This is a genomic window from Algoriphagus sp. NBT04N3, from assembly GCF_019443765.1.
GTDB classification, from domain to species: Bacteria; Bacteroidota; Bacteroidia; order Cytophagales; family Cyclobacteriaceae; genus Algoriphagus; species Algoriphagus ornithinivorans.
On sequence record NZ_CP048415.1, the window covers coordinates 3869757 to 3885039 of the forward strand.

At 41.4% G+C, this 15283-nt stretch carries 16 protein-coding genes; 1 reads left to right on the forward strand and 15 read right to left on the reverse strand.

The window, feature by feature from the left end; all coding sequences use genetic code 11:
• Positions 1–291: 291 nt before the first annotated feature.
• From GYM62_RS21100 to GYM62_RS16810, 4 genes are all read right to left on the reverse strand, one after another.
• Positions 292–612, reverse strand: a complete 321-nt coding sequence (locus GYM62_RS21100; protein ID WP_255590341.1) for a group II intron maturase-specific domain-containing protein — start codon at positions 610–612, stop codon at positions 292–294.
• Positions 609–1544 (reverse strand): group II intron reverse transcriptase/maturase, encoded by a 936-nt coding sequence (ltrA, locus tag GYM62_RS16800; protein WP_255590342.1) that lies wholly within the window; start codon positions 1542–1544, stop codon positions 609–611. Before ltrA (GYM62_RS16800) ends, GYM62_RS21100 begins: the two co-directional genes overlap by 4 nt.
• 586 nt (positions 1545–2130) lie before the next feature.
• Positions 2131–3411, reverse strand: coding sequence for a group II intron reverse transcriptase/maturase (ltrA, locus tag GYM62_RS16805; protein ID WP_219957260.1), 1281 nt, complete (start codon positions 3409–3411; stop codon positions 2131–2133).
• 651 nt (positions 3412–4062) lie between these two features.
• Complete coding sequence (locus GYM62_RS16810) at positions 4063–4302, reverse strand: hypothetical protein (protein ID WP_255590411.1); 240 nt, start codon at positions 4300–4302, stop codon at positions 4063–4065.
• Positions 4303–4396: 94 nt separating this feature from the next.
• Between GYM62_RS16810 and GYM62_RS16815 the strand changes: the two genes are divergently transcribed.
• Positions 4397–5305 carry an AEC family transporter gene (locus GYM62_RS16815; RefSeq protein WP_219957261.1) on the forward strand — a complete coding sequence of 303 codons (909 nt, stop codon included), beginning with the start codon at positions 4397–4399 and terminating at the stop codon, positions 5303–5305.
• Here the strand turns inward: GYM62_RS16815 and GYM62_RS16820 are convergent.
• From GYM62_RS16820 to GYM62_RS16870, 11 genes are all read right to left on the reverse strand, one after another.
• A complete protein-coding gene (locus GYM62_RS16820; protein WP_091653558.1) occupies positions 5297–6103 on the reverse strand; it encodes an inositol monophosphatase family protein in 807 nt (268 codons plus the stop codon). The genes GYM62_RS16815 and GYM62_RS16820 overlap by 9 nt on opposite strands.
• A 163-nt stretch (positions 6104–6266) precedes the next feature.
• Positions 6267–7004 (reverse strand): 16S rRNA (cytidine(1402)-2'-O)-methyltransferase, encoded by a 738-nt coding sequence (rsmI, locus tag GYM62_RS16825; protein ID WP_219957262.1) that lies wholly within the window; start codon positions 7002–7004, stop codon positions 6267–6269.
• Positions 7001–7234: a 4a-hydroxytetrahydrobiopterin dehydratase gene (locus GYM62_RS16830; RefSeq protein WP_091653554.1), complete on the reverse strand. Its 234-nt coding sequence runs from the start codon at positions 7232–7234 to the stop codon at positions 7001–7003. The genes rsmI and GYM62_RS16830 overlap by 4 nt, the downstream gene beginning before the upstream one ends.
• Before the next feature lie 12 nt (positions 7235–7246).
• Positions 7247–7513 carry a DUF493 domain-containing protein gene (locus GYM62_RS16835; protein ID WP_144606174.1) on the reverse strand — a complete coding sequence of 89 codons (267 nt, stop codon included), beginning with the start codon at positions 7511–7513 and terminating at the stop codon, positions 7247–7249.
• Positions 7514–7584: 71 nt separating this feature from the next.
• On the reverse strand, positions 7585–9693 hold the full coding sequence (locus GYM62_RS16840) for a SurA N-terminal domain-containing protein (RefSeq protein WP_219957263.1): 2109 nt from the start codon (positions 9691–9693) through the stop codon (positions 7585–7587).
• A gap of 85 nt (positions 9694–9778) precedes the next feature.
• Positions 9779–11059, reverse strand: a complete 1281-nt coding sequence (locus tag GYM62_RS16845; protein WP_219957264.1) for a hemolysin family protein — start codon at positions 11057–11059, stop codon at positions 9779–9781.
• 3 nt (positions 11060–11062) lie between these two features.
• Positions 11063–11269, reverse strand: coding sequence for a hypothetical protein (locus tag GYM62_RS16850; RefSeq protein ID WP_219957265.1), 207 nt, complete (start codon positions 11267–11269; stop codon positions 11063–11065).
• On the reverse strand, positions 11266–11802 hold the full coding sequence (gene lptC / locus GYM62_RS16855; RefSeq protein ID WP_219957266.1) for an LPS export ABC transporter periplasmic protein LptC: 537 nt from the start codon (positions 11800–11802) through the stop codon (positions 11266–11268). The genes GYM62_RS16850 and lptC overlap by 4 nt, the downstream gene beginning before the upstream one ends.
• An 87-nt stretch (positions 11803–11889) precedes the next feature.
• Positions 11890–13194, reverse strand: coding sequence for a hypothetical protein (locus tag GYM62_RS16860; RefSeq protein WP_219957267.1), 1305 nt, complete (start codon positions 13192–13194; stop codon positions 11890–11892).
• 72 nt (positions 13195–13266) lie between these two features.
• Complete coding sequence (locus GYM62_RS16865) at positions 13267–14550, reverse strand: hypothetical protein (RefSeq protein ID WP_219957268.1); 1284 nt, start codon at positions 14548–14550, stop codon at positions 13267–13269.
• Complete coding sequence (locus GYM62_RS16870; RefSeq protein WP_219957269.1) at positions 14540–15253, reverse strand: type III pantothenate kinase; 714 nt, start codon at positions 15251–15253, stop codon at positions 14540–14542. The genes GYM62_RS16865 and GYM62_RS16870 overlap by 11 nt, the downstream gene beginning before the upstream one ends.
• Positions 15254–15283 lie beyond the last annotated feature (30 nt).

Consider the following 15283-nt stretch of genomic DNA (forward strand, 5'->3'; position numbering starts at 1 on the left):
TTGAATTTCGAAGTGAAAGCGGTGATTAGAAATGAGATTTATTCTTCAAGATGCCTAGACGAGCGAATAAATAATAATAGAATTACGATTTACGGGCATGAACGGTGAACATTGAACCCTGAACCCTGAACAAAAGCCGACTCAATTTCTCAGTTACCTAATTACAAATTCCAGAAAATATCGAGTCGAGTAGGTAAAGGGGAATTCCACCCCTAAACCTCTCACAGAACCGTACGTGAACCTCTCGATTCATACGGCTCTTATTATGCAGTCGGTTTATAGTCTATCAAGTTAGACTAACTTGTATCCCAGTTCCCAATGGTAGAACAGGTTTGGATAAGAGACCGTAACTTGTCTAAGCCATTTCACTGCTTTGACCTTGCTTCCTTTAAAGCTCTTGTACTTGTTCAGAATCCACCTGATCAATCGATGGTGCAGATAATAGAACACCGGTTTTAGACTTCTTCGGCTTATCTTCCCATAGTATTGAACCCACCCTCGTATCTTTGGATTTAGCAATATGGCCAGATCCTGAATACCCCTTTGGGTTTTGTTATGGAAATTGAGCTTTCGGAGTTCTCCGTTGATGCGCACTTTGGACTTTCGGCTCATCTTACAATCAAATTGCAGAAAGCTTCCCCATTTCTTAATCTGTTTCTCATGGGCTGAAAACTAAAGCCCAGAAAGTCAAACTGTACAGGGTAATCATTCAGATTTCTGCCTTCCTTCTTACAGTAAACAATTTTCGTCTTTTCGGGATGGGCTCTCAAGCCGCATTTTTCTAAACGATCCTTCAAATCTGTAAGTGTTCTGACAGCTTCCTGATAGCTACTGCAATGGATAATAAGGTCATCAGCATACCGAACCATGATTACGGATGGATGGAATTTCTCCAGCCATTTATCAACACAATAATGCATGTAAAGATTGGCAAGAAGCGGGCTGATTACCCCTCCCTGAGGAGTACCTTTTCCCGTGGATACTTTGACCGCACCATCCTCAAGTATGACTGGTGCTTCCAGCCACCTTTTGATGTACAGCAATACCCATTTCTCTGAAACGTGTCTTTCCAAAGCTTTCAACAAAAGCTCATGGTTCACATTTTCGAAGAACTCCTGTATATCCAAATCTATAACCCAGCTGTATCGACGTACATTCTGTTGTACGCTTTGGATTGCTGTGTGCGCATTTTTGTTCGGGCGGTATCCGTAGGAATTGTCCACAAATACTGATTCCAGCCTTGGTTCTAGGTACGTCTTTACTACCTGTTGGGCAATCCTGTCGCTTACAGTGGGAATTCCCAAAGGACGGGTCTTACCCCCTGCCTTGGGTATTGTTACCCGCTTTATCGCTGGTGCAAAGTAACTTCCAGAAGCCAGTCTGTTCCAGAGTTTGTACAGTTCTTTGGAACGTACCCTGTCAAATTCCGACAGGCTCTGCTGGTCAATCCCTGCACTACCTCCATTACTTTTTACCTTCTTGTAGGATTCCCAAACCATCTCTTTGGTAATTGGTACCGACTTTGTCTGTTCTTTAAAAATCATCCTTAACTAGTTAAGTTGTTCTTAAATTAAAACTGCATAATTGAAGCCCTTCGCTCCGCTCCCATTACAGGAGTTTCATCACTACTACGACTTCATCCGTCACCTATATACTCATCAGTAATCAACTCACAGGTATTGCCTGCTTGTGTTTTCCTTTTGGCATAGCATATAGGCTTCCTGCGATTCCACAATAAAGCCTGAATAGAAGTCATGCCCCCTTTATGACGGTTGCCGTATAGACAGTAAATTAGGCACCTTCTATACTTATCTCCGGCCTCTCGATATAAACCGGATTTTGACAACGACTGGTCTTTTCGTCACTTCATCGGAAGGTTCGCTTTCGCTCATCTCTTCTATCCTTACCTGACCATTTAAACAGCCTTTTCTTCTATCGCTTCACACATCATTGTTACCGCAGATGCATCATAGAAGTGGTTTGGTGAGTGTTCCTAAACAACCCTCACCGAGGGGCCTGCCCTCATCTTTATCATAGCTTACACAGCACACATCGAGTAGACGGCCGTGAGCCATAGGCCCACGGTGCGCCTCTCACACCACCGTACGTACGGGTCTCGTATACGGCGGTTCATTGAATCTCAGGCTTTGATTTAGAGTAATAGTCCAGCATACTTAGATAACCTTTTCTTCTCAGTCTAGAGAGCGTAATTGTTGTTCCGAGTATGGGACTTTGGGCCACAGCCCATCCTCCTTTTCTGGTCCTGCTCCATGCGTAAGCATGGTCATGATCCACTCCAAGTCTGATTAGGTTTTTACGTTTTCGCTCGGGTTTCTTCCAGTCGTGCCAAATACAATATCTGAGTCGGTTCCTCAGCCACTCGTCGAGTTGTTTGAGCTTGGCCTGAATACTGGCCAGTCGGTAATTGTTTACCCATCCCATCCATACCTCATTGAGTTTTTGAAGCCTTTCCTCAAAACTGTATGGCAGGGTTTTCTTGGTGATCCATTTGAGCTTACGTTTCAGGTTTACCCAGCTTTGCTTCTTCACTATCAGTTGGTATTTGCCCTTTTCCCCTTTTTTGTAGGTTGGCACGAAGCCATGACCTAGCAGCTCAAAGTCAGAGGGTCTTCGGATTCCGCTTTTCTCCTTGTTGATAGGCAAATCCAGTTTGTTCTTCAGAAACAGATAGACTTCATTGCCTACTTTTTGGGCGGATGCTTTGGACTTAGTATAGATACTGAAGTCATCGGCATAGCGCACGAATTTCAACCCTTTACTTTTGAGGTACTTGTCCAGTTCGTCCAATAATATATTGGACAGCAATGGACTCAGGGGACTTCCCTGTGGCATACCCTTTCGGCGTTTGTGCAGTTTTCCATTGATCTGGATTGGTGCTCTCAGCCATTTTCGGATCAGCCACAAAGTTGTGGGACATTTTACCCTATTGTAGATTAACTGAAGCAGTTTGTAGTGTTGTACCTCATCAAAGAAACCTTTCAGGTCAATGTCCACAATGTCCTGATAGCCATCATTGATGTTTTTCAGGGCTTGTGTTACTGCTCCGTGAAGGTTCTTTCCGGGTCGAAAACCGTGGCTCTCCTCTTCGAAAGTTAATTCGAATCGGGTGGCTAATTGCTGGCTAACTGCCTGTTGAAGCCATCTATCCACTACGCATGGGACTCCGAGTAATCTGGTTTTTCCGTTACTCTTTGGGATTTCAACCCCTCTGATAGCTTTAGGTACGTACCTCCTTTTCAGGATGTCGGTTAATACAGCTGTCCTGCCTTGGTCGATAAACGACTTCAATTCGGTCACCTGCATACCGTCCACTCCCGATGAGCCTTTATTACCCACTACTTGACGGTAGGCTTTATAAAGGTTTTTGGATTGAAGTACTCTTTCTATCATTACTTTGTTCTCCTTGTCCGCTTAAGAATAGGCTATCTCGCATGTGCGGGATTCCTATCCGAATTAGGACGCGATTCAATGTTCAGTCCTTCGTTATTCAGTGAGACCTCTGCAGTATTTACAGCTCGTTTCCGATAACTACTATGACCTCGGCTGACTTCTCTTGGACATTCCAGACGTCCAGAGACCTCCCTCGGTAAGATGAATATCCTTGTGTCTATCGCTGCTCTATCTACTATTTTGGCTTATCTCTGTTTCCAGAGCTTAGGACTTCGGCATGATGTGCTACCTCATCCAGCCTCATAGCCTCAGTATAGAGTTCCTTTTCGTCAGTACAGACACCGCAGTCTGGCTTACTTCAGTGCATACCTCACGGTAAACCACCTTGCCACTTGCTTGGCTTCGGGTAACGACTCCCGCGCTTAAGGGACTTTCACCCGTTGGAACGACCATCTTTTTGGTCTATATTCACCATTCAAGGCACACACATCGAATGATGAATGTTGAATTTCGAAATATGGGCTGAAGGATGAACTATGTCTATTTGCCGTAGGCAGAAACTTTGAATAATTGAATTCAATTAAGAGACTCTATTTTCCAGATTAAAAATCCTAGGATATGGATTCAGGATTGCAAATCCCGAATAGCTTCTCAAAAATCCAAGGCGCTGGCTCTTTGACTGCCTACTTGGTAGCTTTTAAACCAATACTCATAGGTCTCAAAATCGATACAATCCTTCAATTCAATGCCATTGAAAAGTAATTTCTTTAAGCAACTCACCGGCAACCAAGATTTAATTTTGCGCTCCTGTTCTTTGGAAAGCTGGGATAATTGCACCCATTTCTTGCCGTCAATAAAAATTGGAATAAGTTTGGTCATTGGTTTATGCATGTTTTCGAGACAAAAGTACCTTGATAATCAGACGGCTACAATTATGCCAAATTAATTTTATGTTATTAAAATTCGAGATTCATAACTTGCTGAGATGATTGGGGCAGTAATTTCTTTTCTTTTCTTGATTGCAGGGCTTGTCTTTCAGCGAAAAGCAGGCTTTCCAACCGAAAAAGCCATCTCCTTCGTGAATTCTTATCTGTTCATCTTGGTACTTCCTGCTCTCGCTTTACTATATATTCCCCAAATAAAACCAGGTTGGGACCTATTGATTCCTATTTCAGCGGCCTGGCTAACTTTTTTGCTTTCCTGGTTGCTATTCGGAACCCTTGGAAAGATCTTTCATTGGAGTAAACAAGTGACAGGCTGTTTGGCAATTGTTGCAGGGCTAGCTAATACATCATTCTTAGGATTTCCTGTGGTAGAAGCATTGTATGGCAAGTCAGGACTTCCTATCGCCTTATTGATTGATCAGGGAGGTTCTTTTTTATTGGTTTCGTCCTTGGCTATTGTAATTGGCTCGATCTACAGCCATCAAAGCGGAAGACTTCGAGAAATTCCATTAAAAATCATCAAATTTCCTCCTTTTGGTTTTTTGGTTGGAACCCTAATCATGAGCCTTTTGGGCTGGAAAACCCCAGAGTTCTTAATGCCTTTCCTGACATTGGTAGGCAAAACCATGGCTCCAATGGCTTTATTGGCGATAGGTTTGAGGTTTAGAATTGAAAAAGCTGATTTGACTTCGCAATATTTTTGGTATGGCTTAGCCTATCGATTGGTTTTTGCACCGCTACTGGTTTACCTGATCTACAGCAATTTTATGGATACAGAGGGACTTACCTTCAAAGTAACCGTACTGGAATCGGGGATGGCACCCATGATTACCGGTTCCATTGTAGCTATTAATTACAATTTAGCCCCTAGACTAGCTGCTTTACTTTCCGGTCTGGGGATGATCATCTCCCTTTTCAGCCTGACCATCTGGTACTTCTTTTTAGGCTGACCAGATTCTATCCAGTTCTTCAAAAAACTCCTGGTGAATCGATTTATTGGTTGCTAAAATTTCTCTTCCGAAAATATAGTTTTTACCTCCGGAAAAATCCGTCACTTTACCCCCAGCTTCCTGTACAATAAGTGCTCCTGCAGCCACATCATAAGAGTTGAGATTATATTCAAAAAACCCTTCTATTCTACCCGCCGCAACATAGGCTAAATCAACCGCCGCTGAGCCAAAACGTCTCAAACCATGAGTAGACTGCATAAGACTTTTCAATGTCGCCAAATAGCGGTCTATCAATTCAAAATTATAATAGGGGAAGCCGGTTGCAATGAGGGAAGCCGCCAGATTTGGAGCTTTACTCACTCGAATCGGGGTATCATTGCAAAATGCTCCTCCTCCCTTGATGGCATAAAAGCATTCGTGCATATTGATTTCATATACTACTCCAAGAATCACTTCCTCTTTTTCCATCAAAGCGATGCTTACGGAAAATACAGGCAAGCCGTGAATAAAATTCGTAGTCCCATCCAAAGGATCAATCACCCAGTTGTATACTTCAGCCCGGGTGGTATTCGTACCTTCTTCAGTGATAAAACCTGCATCAGGGAAAATGACTGAAAGTTGCTCTACGATCTGACGTTCGGCTTCTTTGTCTACATAAGAAACCAAATCATTGAAGCCTTTATGTTCTACATTTTTTACATCAAAATGCTGACGTTCCTTGCGGATAAAGGCGCCAACAGATTTGGCAATATTTTGTGTTTGATCTAAGAGTTTTGAAAGTTCGGCTGAATTAAGCATCGATGAAAAGTGGGGATTTACTTAATAATGGATGGATAGGGTGAAAATATTTTAATGAGGGAATCAATTTGCAAGATTAAAGCCATTTTAGCTTGAAGCCTTCGGAAACTAAGATATAAAATTTAGTTGAAGCTTTTTCAGATTTCAAACTTAAAAATCAGCTTTATTCTTCTTTTCCATATTTGGCTTTCCTCTTGTCCTCTCTGCTTTCTTTCTTTTCTGCTTTTCCCTCCACAGTGAGTACAATTTCTCCTTTCAAGGGATTATTTTCATAATAATCAATCAACTCAACCAAGGTTCCTCTGACGTTCTCTTCATGAAGCTTTGATATTTCCCTGGAAACACAAGCCTGCCTATCTTCTCCAAAAGCTTCTGCAAGCTGAGCCAAGGTTTTCAACAAGCGATGAGGAGACTCATAAAAAATCATGGTTTTGGATTCCTCAGTCAATGCATCAATTCTGGTCTTTCTTCCTTTTTTATGAGGTAAAAAGCCTTCGAAAACAAAGCGATCATTGGGCAAACCAGAATTTACCAAAGCAGGAACAAAAGCTGTTGGACCTGGTAGACATTGAACCTCCAAACCAGCCGCAATAACCTCTCTAACAAGCAAAAAACCAGGATCAGATATTGCTGGTGTGCCTGCATCAGAAACCAGTGCGAATACCTCTCCTTTTTTCATTCTTTCCACCAGCTTTTCAACTGCTTTATGCTCATTGAAAATATGGTAAGATTGTAAATTATTGGTGATTTCAAGGTGTTTGAGAAGCATCCCCGTAGTTCGGGTATCTTCTGCCAAGATTACATTGACAGTCTGAAGTGTTTCCAGTGCCCGCAAAGTTATATCCTTAAGATTGCCGATTGGTACAGGAACCAAAAATAAGCTGACCTGCTGCTCTGTCATACACCCAACTCGTCGATGGCTTTTGCTAGTTTGCGATCTTTCTCAGTCACGGTATTTCCGGCATCATGGGTAGTCAATTCAATCTCCACTGTATTGTAGACATTGCTCCAATTAGGATGATGCTGCTGCGCCTCCGCTAAAAATGCCACTCGGGTCATAAAAGCAAAAGCCTCCTGAAAATCCTGAAATTTGAATGTTCTTTTGAGTTTGTTGTCTTCTTCTTTCCACATGGTTTTTAAAAGTTAAAGTGAAATCACACCTTCAATGGTAGAAGCTTTTTCATAATATTCAATGACCTCGTCGGCACTTTCTACCATCACCTGTATCGTGGTGCTGACATACTTGCCTCCGGAGCTCGGCTTTAAGGTCATTTCATTTTTTGGGAAAATTGCTCCAACCTCATGCTCCCTTCCATTGGGAACAATGAATTTAAACATATACAACATTGGAAACTGTCCATTAGCTTCCAGTTTTTCCTTGAAGGTCTCTTTGTTAAATTTCTTTTGCATTCGTAAGCTCTCCTGTAAAATGGATTACAAACAAAGAACCCATGCTTTGCGGCATGGGTTCCAATTTTTTCTTAGAAGAATTTATATCGATAATCCTTCACATTGGCCAGATCCTGTAAAGCCATCATGACTTGATAGGAAGTTCTCTGGGCTGCATTCTGTGTAAGAGATGCCTGATAAGATGTATAGTCACCGATCTCGGCTGCAGGAGTAAGATTATTCAATCTACCTACAATGACACCAACGTCTTCAGAAATAGGTTGCGTGATCTTACCTTCAGAAATTCCGAAAATAGCACCCACTGCTTTTGGAGCGAATCCGATACCTGGAATTACCGAGGAGCTTAATTTCAGATCTGGAACCTCATTCAAAGAAGCTGCCTGAGGATAAACTGCCTTCATTTCTTCCAAAGTTGCCTTACCTTCTAAAGCCTTTTTAATGATTTCAGCTTTCTTCTCATTCATCACTTGGCCTTTCACTTGCTCTCTAACATCTTCCAGCTTCGCTTCTCCTTCTTCTTTTTTACTAACCAAAGAAGTAACTATGTAAGCATTATCCAATTCAAAAACAGGAGATACTTCTCCTTGAGAAGCTTCAGCAAATGCCCAACGGATAATCTCTCTGGCGTTTTGGAGATTATTCAAGTTTCTGGCACCTGCATCTACATTGTTTGCCTGAAGGATTCTGTACCCTTTGTCAGTAGCATTCTTTGTAAACTCGTTTCTATTGCCTGATTCAGCAGCGAAGGCATCAGCATTTCTGAATGCCTCGTTTCTTGTAGCATCAGAAGCAATTAGCTCCAATTGCAATACAGCTATTTTAGTATACTCGCTTTTTGGAAGAGAAGTCACATCGATGATGTGGTATCCGTATTCAGTTTCTACCAAGTTTGGAATCAAACCTGTAGAACTTCTCGCATAAGTAGCATTTGAGAAAGCTTCTACAAACTCATCCTTAGCAAACCAGCCTAGGTCGCCACCATTTTGGGCGGTACCATCCTGACCGTATTGACGGGCAGCCATTGCAAAATCCCCACCGTTTTTCAATTCAGCCAAAACTTCCTCAGCCTGAATTTTAACCTGAGCTCTTGCAGCTTCGTCCAATCCTTCTGTGCTGAATAGGATATGAGAAGCGCTCATTCTGGGAGTACCATTGTACTTATCAGAAACTTTGAAGGAAATATAGGTAGAGCTTGATGTAACAAAAGGTCCATAAGTTTCGCCTTCTACCATTTCATCTACATTGCTGGTCAATTCCGCAGGGAATTCATCACCGGGTCTGAAAGTATAGAATGCTGGTCTGAAGTCAGAGTTTCTGTTAACGAATACAGAATCGTTCTCAGCTGTTCTCAATTGCTCAGTCAATTGGTTGATTCTGGAAATAACCTCAGCTGAATCTTCTTTGCTTGGTCTGATGCTAAAACTTACATACTCCAAGTTGGCAGAATTTCCGGTTTTGAATTTAGCCTGATTCTTTTTCAAGTAGGCCTGTAATTCAGCATCAGAAATTTTCACTGAAGAATCAGACACTGCATAGTAAGGCACAAACAAGATGGATGCATCTGCGATAGTATTGGCTGACTTGTACTCCAATTTTGCTTCAGCAGAAGTAGCATACTCGGAAGTAGCCAAAAGATTATCATACTTGATTCTCAATCTAGAATCTGCGAACAACTGCTCTTGCTGAGCCCAAAAAGCTTGCTGAGCCGGATCTGCTGTTTCTAAAGATTGTAAAAACTGAATCAACTGGCTTTTGTCAAACTGTCCAGTTTGAGGATTCACCAATTGCTGACGGAGTTCAGGAACGATATTTTTTCCCTGTACCATATCCACCAATTCAGCAGGGGAGATAGTTAATCCCAATTTTTCGTATTCTTCTTTGAATACTTTATCGACAATCATTGCTTGCCATGCCTGCTCTCTGACAGTAAACATTTCTACTTCAGATGGAGCTCGACCGGTACGCTGTTGAAAAGCGATTCGAAATTCTTCCACCTTGGCCACGTATTCTTCATACGTGATTTCTTCTCCTGCAATTTCCCCAACGATATTTTGGCTGGAATTGAGAAGAGAGGAATTAGGACTCAAAAGATCACCCCCTAGGAGGAATAAAATCAACCCGCCGGCAATAACACCGATTGCGAGACCTGTCCGCTGTCTTATTTGTTTAATTAACGCCATTATTGTTACTACGCTTTTTTAGAAGTGTCGCAAAATAATAGCATTAGTAACGAAATTCAAAATATATTCTGAATCAAACCCTTACCTAAAAAATCGTTGGGCCGTTGATTTTGAGCCTAACTGAGTCAATTCTATGATCTTGTCTCGAAACTACAGTGAAGGTATATGCCTCTATTGTCACAGACTCCCCTTTTTTGGGAAGATTTTCGGTATGAGAAAGAATTAATCCCGAAATTGTTTCAAAATCTCCAATCGGTAAATCCCAATCATATTTATCATTTAAATAATCAATTTCATGACGGGCACTGAGTAAATATTCCTGATCTCCGATTTTTTGCTCGATCAAATCATCACTGTCATACTCATCTTCTATCTCTCCAAAAATCTCTTCGATGATATCTTCCATCGATACGATTCCGCTAGTACCTCCAAATTCATCCACCACCAAAGCTAAACTTTTCCTTTCCTGAATAAACTGAATCAGCAACTCATTGGCAAGAGCGGATTCCGGAGCGATGATAATCGGGGTGAGAATCTCTTCAATAGTCTTAGGCTTTTTGAAAAGCTCCAATTGATGGCAATATCCGATTACATCATCGATCGTTTCCCTGTATACAATGATTTTTGAATGCCCGCTTTCAGCAAACACTTCTTTCAAATCTTCAATGCTGTCTTCCACCTCCACAGAAACAATATCTGTTCGAGGAATCATACATTCCCGAACTCTGACAGTTTTGAATTCTACTGCATTGTCGAAGATTTTGGTATCTATTTCAGCTTTTCCCTCAGACTTGGTCTGATTCATATGGTTTTGGATAAAGCTGTTCAAGTCCGTCACTGTAAAAACCGGTCTGTCTTCACTATACTCTAATCGTAAGATTTTGGTAATAAAAAATCTGGATAGCCCTACAACAGCCCAAACAACCGGATACATGAGGTAATAAATGCCGAGAAAGGGAATGGCAAAAATGCTCAACATATTGTTAGGATTGAGCATAAAAAGGCTTTTAGGAAGAAATTCGGCCGTAATCAGCACGATAATAGTGGAAATTAAGGTTTGCAATAGCAACACCACCACCTCATTGTTGAGCCCAGGAGGCAACCAAGCATCCAAAGGATACTCCAGCAGGTAGGCCATGAAAATACCATAGAGCACCAAGGAGATCGTGTTTCCCATCAAAGTAGTACCTATAAACTGCCCTGGTCTTTTGATGAAGCTACTCAATACTTTTCCGCTAAGTGCACCTTGCTTGCTCTGCAATTCTATCTGAAGCTTATTGGCAGAGATATAGGCGATTTCTATTCCTGAAAAAAATGCAGAAAAAAGGAGAGTAATAATGACATAAATGAGATAAGTAGTCTCCATAAATTAACGCTTGCGCTTTTTTTCTGGCTTTGAGTTATTTTTTTCTGCTTCCTCCCGCTTGGTTCTTCTATACTGAAACCAAAAAAGTAAAGCTACTGCGAACATAAAGATAGCATAGGAAAACCCTATTCCCACCGTCATGGCCTGATGAATACCAATGATTATCAAGGCCAAAGAAAGGGATAAAATCAATAAATCGCCTAATTTCATATTTCTTCTCCCGGTAATATAGTCCTACTGTCTCTCACGTTTTTCAAGGTATAATTGGTAAAGCTTTCATCTGCTTCCATTCCTGTTCCATTAAAAAGGGTTTGCTTGTCCCGGATGGTCACAAACTTATCAGTGAAGATTTTTTTCTTGTTTGGATCCCAATACAATTCCTCACTTTGTAAATGCTGATCTTCTATAGAATTATCCACCTGCACATTCCCTTCACCTCTATACAGGTTTTTTTCTTTGTCAAAATAACCCCTATCCGCTCTCAATGTTGTTTCTAAGGTTCCGTCTCTTTCAAAAAATTCAATCAAAATTCCATCTGGAAACTCCATATTTCCATTGAGGTATTCGAGTTGTTTGGCGGCTGTGATCTCTGATCTTACGATAGCTGAGTCAGAATGTACCACATGGATATTGGTGGCAATGTTCATTGGTCCTTCATACACCTGCAATGCGGTTGAATCCACATCTTCCCGGCAGGAAAGCAGAGATATTGCTAAAGAAAGCAAGAGAAGTAATTTCCTCATGACGCAAAGATAAAAGATATTTTAAGCAGAAAGGGAAAACAAAAAAAGGCAGCCCGAAGACTGCCTTTTGTACTTATTTGTTTTGAATTAGTCTCTTGTAGCCAAGGTAACAGTTTCACCAATCCAGCATCCTGTATTGATAGTACCACCTACTTGAAGACCTTCAGTAAAGATTTCTTCTCTAGAAGGGAACTGAGCTCTAGCCTGCGCCATTCCTTGAGAGTCACCTGCTCTTTGGTATGCATTGTAAGCAGCCATGTAGATAGATCTATCTTTAACTCTTGATACACCACCTCTACAGTCGTTGAAAGAGTTCATATACAATCCGCCAATCAAAGAGTAAGCATCTTTAGTTTTGCTTTCGTCAAGGTTAGCAGCTTCTTTAGCAGCATTTCTAGCAGCAGACTTTCTTCCTAGGTTGGCATGAACTTTCGCCAATTCCATTTGGATTTCAGCTTTCTGCACATTGTTTTCAGCTAAAGTCAAAGCTTTTTCCAATACCGGCTGAGCTTTCTCATAATTCTGCTCCTGCATATATCTCATCGCTCTTACCTGAGAAGTAGCGTAAGTTGGATTTTTAGAGTCAATCAGTTCCAAAGCGGTCAAGAATGCATTAGAAGAGAAACACTTATACTGAACAGAATACTTGAAGATCTGCTGTGCCAATTGCTCATTGGTAGGATCAGCCTTCAACTTAGGACCCATGGTGTTTTCGATGAAGTCACAATCGATCAATTCCATAGCTACCAAGATAGATTCAGCTGTACTTCTAGCATTGGATACATCCTTACCATTAGCTTCAGCCTTGTTTAAATACTCTTGAATTTTATCGTACTTGGCCAAAACCTGCTCAGGCTTATATGCTTGATTGTAGGCATTATGTCTGTAAACCGCATCGAAGTAAGCAGCATATAGAGTTGGGATGGATAATTCTCCATTGATCTCCATTGCTCTTTCGAAATCAGCAACTACATCGCCTAATTTCTCTTTAGTGCCTTTGAAGTAGCCATATCCGTAGTATGCTTTATTTTCAATCCATTTAGTAGCATTGTTATAAAGCTCATCTCTTTTATCATAGATCAGCATTACTGAATCCTGATAAGCTCTTTTCTTGGCAGGATCGCTAACTGCCTCCGCTGCTCCATCATATACTTTAGTACCGTTAATGTAGATGGACTCATTCAAATTAGGTACGTTCACTAATAGCCAGTGGAGAGGTTTGGTAGCTTCCACAAACTGATCCGCTTTCATGTAGTCTACATAAGCAGCGTTCAATTCTCTAGCTTTAGCTTCTTTAGCTTCGTCGGATGGCCAATTCCATCCGTCCTGGGCTTGCACCATTCCGGCGAGAAGCAAGGCGGATAGCCCCAGAAGGGTTGATTTAATTTTCATGGTTTTGACTTGTTTAATTCGGTTTAATTGCTCTTCTCTTTCTATGCAGTCCTTAAAACTGCCTTCAGATATTTACTCAAATACTCTTTTGTAGAACCAAGTGTTATCGTTGAGAGAGAAGCCTAAGGTAAAGTTCACGTAGTTTTCTCTGATCAATCCTGCGGAGGTAGTCCCTCTTTGTCCCACCTTTACCGCAAGGTTCATTAACGACAATTGGTTAACAGGAATTGAAGCTCCAAAGTTAATGCCAAGGTCATTAATGGTGGTCTGGTTGATATAGTATGGAGTCTGTAAAAACTCCAAACCTACCCTGTAAGTGCCTCTTTTCAGATTGTTATCAACCGACATAAAATCGGGAACAATCTGGAATCCCAAGCCCAATTTAATAGCCTCTCTCAGCTCCAAAGGATCCCCCAGAAAGTTTCTGAAATCAGAGAAATTCTGGTACTGACCTTCCAATCCAATCACGTATTTATTGACTCTCTCGTAACTCACCCCAAATCCGTAACGACTTGGTATATAGATACTTCCTTTTTCGTTGTCCAATATCAGGTCTCCTTCTGTATCGGGGTCGCTAGCTTCGCCAAATGCGGCGAGTTTGGCAAAGGCACTTCCATTAACGTCCCCTAGACCCTGATAAATGGCACCCACATGAAGATTACTTTTCTCACCTACTTTGAAATAGTAGTGAGTACCAAATTTGAGGGCAACATCGCTAATTGTTAATCTTTCATAATATTCAGAAGTGCTTCCTACCTGCGTGCCATTTTCATTAAATAGAGTCAATTGATTCTTTCGGATGGTAGAGCCAAATAGGTAAGATCCATGAACACCAATACTCAGATTTTTGGCTAATAAATAACCCGCACTGATGTAAGCTTCGGATATTCCTCCGTCGCCATTAATATTATTAACTGCCTCAATCTCTGCATTGTTAACCATACTGGAGATTTGCAGATCATAATTTACCGAGGTAACCTGATTCAGACCCATTCCCATAGTTAGTTTTCCTGGCTTGAAAGGCAAGGAAAGCGCGATATAGGAAAGTCCTCCGCCGTCCACATCGGAAGATTGAGACCCATTAGAAGCATTGATTCTTCTGTAATTCAGGGAAGTCTGAAAATTAAAAATAGTGTTTCTGGTTTGTAGGGCAGGATTGACTACGTTGGCATTCCAGCCCGTGCCAAAACTGATTCCTAATCCTCCCATTCCTTGGTTTTGTGTAAGTCCGGAATAATTAAACTCCCCGATTCCTAGGGCAGAATAAGTGGAGGCACTAGACTGTGCCTGAGCTTCAGAAAAGAGGATGAAGGTGCAGCAAACACCCAATAGATGCCATTTGATTTTACTCAACATTGTGGTTTAGAATGCAATTCAATCCATACAGGACCAAATTTGGGACTACAAATATGTGGTCTTTTGCCAATGATTCAAAAGATTGTGCATCTCCACCGCAAACAAAGACCTTAATTTCAGGAAATTCGGCCCTAAAAGCCTGAATTTGACCTATGATTTCGTAATAAATGCCATACCATACCCCCACTTGCATACAAGTTTGGGTAGAATCTCCGACCCGAGACTCCGGTTTTTTACCTACTTCTACCAAAGGAAGGCGGGCCGTAAACTGATTCATGGCCTTGGCTCGCATAGCCAAGCCAGGACTGATCGCTCCACCTTTGTAGGTATCAGACACAATCAATTCAAAAGTCATACAGCTTCCCAAATCGATTACCAAAGCTGAATTCTGTCCGGCTTTTTTCCAGCCCCCGATCGCAGCAGCGATTCTATCCAAACCCAAAGTCTGAGGAGAACCGTATCCATTGTATATGGGAAGACTGGTTTCTCTTGTCAAAAAAAGAAAATCAAAATCCAAAGCGGATTTCAATTCTTCCTCTGACCATTTGACTGAGGAAATAATACTCTCCTCGAAGCTCAGTTCAGACCAGGCTTTTTTGGCAAAGTCCAGATTCTCAAAAGCCCTTTCCCAGGTGATTTCACCTTTTTCAAAAAGCGCTGATTTAACCCGGGTATTCCCTATGTCGACTACGAGGTTTGGCATATGATAAATTATGACTGCAAATTAGCTATT

What these genes read in the sequence shown, in the direction of transcription:
- GYM62_RS21100 (WP_255590341.1), bottom strand. Translation starts at nt 612, where the DNA reads ATGAGCCGAAAGTCCAAAGTGCGCATCAACGGAGAACTCCGAAAGCTC.
- ltrA (WP_255590342.1), bottom strand. Translation starts at nt 1,544, where the DNA reads ATGATTTTTAAAGAACAGACAAAGTCGGTACCAATTACCAAAGAGATG.
- ltrA (WP_219957260.1), bottom strand. Translation starts at nt 3,411, where the DNA reads ATGATAGAAAGAGTACTTCAATCCAAAAACCTTTATAAAGCCTACCGT.
- GYM62_RS16810 (WP_255590411.1), bottom strand. Translation starts at nt 4,302, where the DNA reads ATGCATAAACCAATGACCAAACTTATTCCAATTTTTATTGACGGCAAG.
- GYM62_RS16815 (WP_219957261.1), top strand. Translation starts at nt 4,397, where the DNA reads ATGATTGGGGCAGTAATTTCTTTTCTTTTCTTGATTGCAGGGCTTGTC.
- GYM62_RS16820 (WP_091653558.1), bottom strand. Translation starts at nt 6,103, where the DNA reads ATGCTTAATTCAGCCGAACTTTCAAAACTCTTAGATCAAACACAAAAT.
- rsmI (WP_219957262.1), bottom strand. Translation starts at nt 7,004, where the DNA reads ATGACAGAGCAGCAGGTCAGCTTATTTTTGGTTCCTGTACCAATCGGC.
- GYM62_RS16830 (WP_091653554.1), bottom strand. Translation starts at nt 7,234, where the DNA reads ATGTGGAAAGAAGAAGACAACAAACTCAAAAGAACATTCAAATTTCAG.
- GYM62_RS16835 (WP_144606174.1), bottom strand. Translation starts at nt 7,513, where the DNA reads ATGCAAAAGAAATTTAACAAAGAGACCTTCAAGGAAAAACTGGAAGCT.
- GYM62_RS16840 (WP_219957263.1), bottom strand. Translation starts at nt 9,693, where the DNA reads ATGGCGTTAATTAAACAAATAAGACAGCGGACAGGTCTCGCAATCGGT.
- GYM62_RS16845 (WP_219957264.1), bottom strand. Translation starts at nt 11,059, where the DNA reads ATGGAGACTACTTATCTCATTTATGTCATTATTACTCTCCTTTTTTCT.
- GYM62_RS16850 (WP_219957265.1), bottom strand. Translation starts at nt 11,269, where the DNA reads ATGAAATTAGGCGATTTATTGATTTTATCCCTTTCTTTGGCCTTGATA.
- lptC (WP_219957266.1), bottom strand. Translation starts at nt 11,802, where the DNA reads ATGAGGAAATTACTTCTCTTGCTTTCTTTAGCAATATCTCTGCTTTCC.
- GYM62_RS16860 (WP_219957267.1), bottom strand. Translation starts at nt 13,194, where the DNA reads ATGAAAATTAAATCAACCCTTCTGGGGCTATCCGCCTTGCTTCTCGCC.
- GYM62_RS16865 (WP_219957268.1), bottom strand. Translation starts at nt 14,550, where the DNA reads ATGTTGAGTAAAATCAAATGGCATCTATTGGGTGTTTGCTGCACCTTC.
- GYM62_RS16870 (WP_219957269.1), bottom strand. Translation starts at nt 15,253, where the DNA reads ATGCCAAACCTCGTAGTCGACATAGGGAATACCCGGGTTAAATCAGCG.